The organism is Enterococcus sp. S53, assembly GCF_016516865.1.
GTDB lineage: Bacteria > Bacillota > Bacilli > Lactobacillales > Enterococcaceae > Enterococcus_D > Enterococcus_D innesii.
In genome coordinates this window covers 1-4172 of the sequence record NZ_JACVUH010000037.1, presented here as the reverse complement: position 1 = coordinate 4172, position 4172 = coordinate 1, and the positions used below count along the sequence as shown (strand labels likewise).

Sequence of the window (4172 nt, the reverse complement as noted above, 5' to 3'; positions counted from 1 at the left end):
TAACAACGACACTACTTTAACGAGATTGCAGCAGATATGCGAGATGTTCAATTGCGAAATGTATTTTACTGTTGAGTTTCAAAATTTAAAAGTCACAAAAAAGCGAATCAATATAGTAAAACAAATCGGGGTAGAAACCAACGAAGTTCTTAACGCTGGTGTTGACCTGATCACTATTGGGAAGCACATTAACGTAGATAATTTGAAAACTGCTTTGATCGTAACAGGTGGCAGCAATTTTAACAATTTGGTATACAACGACGGAAACTATTTCACGAGAATCGGCGAATCAATCATCTATGACCGTGAAGCTAACGCATTATGGGGTAGAGGCCATACGACTGATACTCGTGATTCTGGTTGGGTATATGGCAACTATCAATCACAATCAGACAATCCGGCTCAAATGTTTGCAGAAGGTTTAGCTGAATTAAAGAAAATTAATCAGCCAGAGGCTACGTATACTGTTGAAGCCATTTTTAGCAATACGGACTTCATGGTAGGTGACCGTGTGACGATTATCGATGAAGAGTACAACCTAGCACTGCGAATCAGTGCTAGGATCCTCCAGAAAGACATCTGTAGGACAAATCCATCAAACAATGGGCTTGTCATAGGGAATGTTATCGAATTACAAAGTGCAATCAGCGCTAAGTTGCGGCAGCTGCAGAACCAAATCAACCAAAAAGCTGATGACACGATCACAACCGAAATGATTGCAACAGAAGATGGTAACTTGAGAAACTTCGAGGTAAAGGTTTATAAAGGCAATGCCGACATTACCGCCAATCTGGAAAACTACCAGTTTTATTGGAAGCTGACCGACAAAGACGGGAATCTGAAAACAGAGTGGATAGAAGCCAATAAGGATGCTGGCAACACAGTATCTGTTCACTTAGATGATGTAAGGCGTGATAACCAAATCTCATGCCAGGTAATGTATGCGGAAAATAAATTTGTCCAAGCCATATATTTCTGGAACGGACTGAAGAAAACAGCGAGCAAAATCATGCGACTACAAAATGAAAATACTGTCACGATTCCTTTTATCACAGACATTCACTATGCGACCGACACATTTATCCAAGAGGACTTAGAAAACTATGGCCGGACAGATAACCACATCAAAAATGTTGCCGAATTGTCTCACATGATTCCTTTGGACTGCATTGTTGGCGGTGGGGATTTCGTCGATGGCGGAACCACGAAAGATACGAACGTGTCAAACTACAAGAAAGTCGTCAGCATGTTTGGCTTGGCCAACTGTCCGTTTTTCCTCACCAAAGGCAATCATGATGATAACTCGTGGGGAGATGGTCGGCAAGGTCGAGGCACCGCTGCAGTGTACAAAGTCAACAAGAACTACCAGCCTGATCCAAACAACGAAAACAAGGCATGGCACGGCAATATGAGCTACACGATCAAGCCGAGTGAAATGTATGAGATCATAACTCGTCCGTCCACTATTTGGGATATCAAAGAAAATCCTAATGACAAGAACATGTATTACTACTATGACGTGCCTGGCAAAAAGGTTCGTGTTTTTATCTTGAATTCCTATGATATCCCATACGTTTATGATACTGACGGTACAGTGAAGTACCTTGGTGTCAATGTGGGTGGTTATCGACAAGCCCAGCTTAAATGGTTTGCGGATAACTTAAAAGCCACACCGACTGATTACACGATCGTTTGTTTCCAGCATGTGCAGTGGGGAGATTGGTATACGACCACGCCGCATTATTTCCCGTATAACTGGGAGACAATCAAAGGGTTGGTGTTGGCTGCTAAAACAGGCACCAGCTTTACTCGTAAATATACTGGTAACGCTGATTTTGCCAGCGATATATCAGTATCGTTTACCACACCAAGGACAATCGCATTCTTGGCTCACGGTCATCACCACACTGACCGAATGACAACTAAAGACAATATCACAAACGTTTCAACAAGTTGTTCTGTCAGTCGCCCAAAGAAAGATCAAAGAGATCGTCCTTTAGGGGAACTAGAAGAAGACTTGTGGGACGTTTTTGTTTTGGACACAAAGAAAAAACATGTAGATATCGTGCGGTACGGAGCAGGTAGCGATCGGAGCTTTGACTACTAGAAAGGGGGAATCTTTATGGCAATTATTGAGGTTAGCAAGCAGATTACCAACTACCTAGATAGCGAACAAACGGCATCTGCTCCTGCTAATCCTGTAGAGGGTCAACGCTGGACAGATACATCAAAAAGTCCTCCTGTTGCTATGATTTATACGGAAGGTGATTGGAAACCAGAACGGTTATCTGTTGAAGTCTTAGATCCAGATTTTTATCAAGATTTGGAAAATAACAAAGCGGAAGTGGCGACTGCTATCGAAAAAGCGGAAGCAGCTGAAAAGGCTGGGAAAGATGCACAAGCTGCAGGGGAAGCAGCTCAATCAGCAGCCAGCGAGGCGAAGCAAGCAGGGGAAAATGCTGCAAGCTTAGCGACACAAGCTAGTTTAGATGCTCAAGCGGCTAAAGCAAAAGCAGATGCGATCCAGATTGATGTAAATGGGCTTGTTTCTGATGTAGCTACTATCAATGGAACAGTTACATCAATCAGTAGTAAGGCTAACGAAGCTTATGAGAAAGCAGCCGCTGTGGAAGGCAGAACAGCAACGCTAGAAACCTCAGTTACTGGTCTAACTGGGCGTATGACAGATATTGAGACGACATCAACAAGTACCACTAAAAAACTGAATGAATTAGTCGTCACAGTGGACGGGCAAAAACAAACCATAGCGACTGTGACGGCCACTGCGGACAGTGCATTGAGTAAAGCAAATGTATTGGAAACTACTGTTGACGGAGTTACTAGGACTATTAGCAGCGTGCAAGAGATCGTCGATAATCAGAAAGGGGCTACTAGAAATTACCTAAAAAACTCTGAATCGCCTCGAATGACATCGTATCTAAATGCTAACCCAACATATAGTATGAATCAATCTGTGCCAGAGTGGAAAGCAACAAATGCTGTCCGGCATAAAGTACTAGCTGATGCAGGTGACCACGCTACGATATTTGGCACTATGGGTGCTGGTAGATTGGTGGAGGCTGGAACTTATTATGTGCATAGTATCTATGTAAGTAATGTTGGTTCTAATCAACTTCGTATTAGTAACAACTTAGGTAAAACTATTAATGTGGAACCCGGAGAAATAAAAAGAGTTGTCTTTCCTGCTAGCTCACAAGCAGGTGGAACAGCAAGTATGCAGTTTGTATTTTCTAGGGCTTCAAAAGATCTAGAAATGGAATTCATTCTTTGGCACGCCATGATCGCCGATGGAACAATTGTAAGCAGTTGGGTACCGAACCCAGACGAACAAGCAACAGTAACTCAGGTTAATACAATCTCCGAAACTGTAGATGGTCACACCCAATTAATTGCAACAACAAAAACAACAGCTGATTCAGCACTTACTAAAGCAACGCAGGTCGAAACAACGGCAAATGGACTGAAAACAACTATTTCAAGCATTGAGACAACTGCAAATACTGCTTTAACTAAAGCTACACAAGTTGAAGCAACGGCAAATGGGCTAACCACAACAGTTACTAATATCCAATCTGATATCAACAACCTAAGCACTGCTACCAGAAATTTGCTTACTAAAACTGCTACTTTAGCAGATAGATTATCTGGAAGCCTTGACGCTAATAATTCCTATAATGGAAATGCTACTTTGAAAGGTACCTTTTCTAGTAATTATGTAGATACTTTTCGTCAAAAAACAGCATCTATACCAAGAGATGGAAAGTTCACTGTTACTTTCTGGGCTAAAGCAGATCGCAACATTAATTTCAACAATTACTTTTACGGAACTGGTACAACTACAAGTGTCGTGAACAGTGATGGTAAAAGCGGCACTGGATCGGACGGCAATAATGTGTTAGCTGCCACCACTTCATGGAAGAGATATTGGATAACATGGACTCAACAAGGTGCGAGTGCAAATAAAGAGATTCTTTTAGGAAGAATATTTAGTGCTGGTAGCCTTTGGATAAATTCACCTATGTTTATTGAAGGGACAATGCCAACTGACTGGGCGCCTGCTCCTGAAGATATGGCGACCATATCTCAAATTACCCAACTGGCAGACCAGATGAATTTCAAGCTAACTTCATCTGATGGCGGTGTAACCCAGA

Annotated in this window: 1 protein-coding gene and 1 pseudogene; both read left to right on the top strand. The window is 42.1% G+C overall.

All coding sequences use genetic code 11. The features are described from left to right. On the top strand, positions 1-2107 hold a 2107-nt coding region (locus tag IAE45_RS18335), incomplete at its 5' end, for a phage tail spike protein (RefSeq protein WP_200143157.1). Between the two features lie 15 nt (positions 2108-2122). Continuing rightward, positions 2123-4172: pseudogene (locus tag IAE45_RS18330) on the top strand (hypothetical protein); the annotation flags it as partial.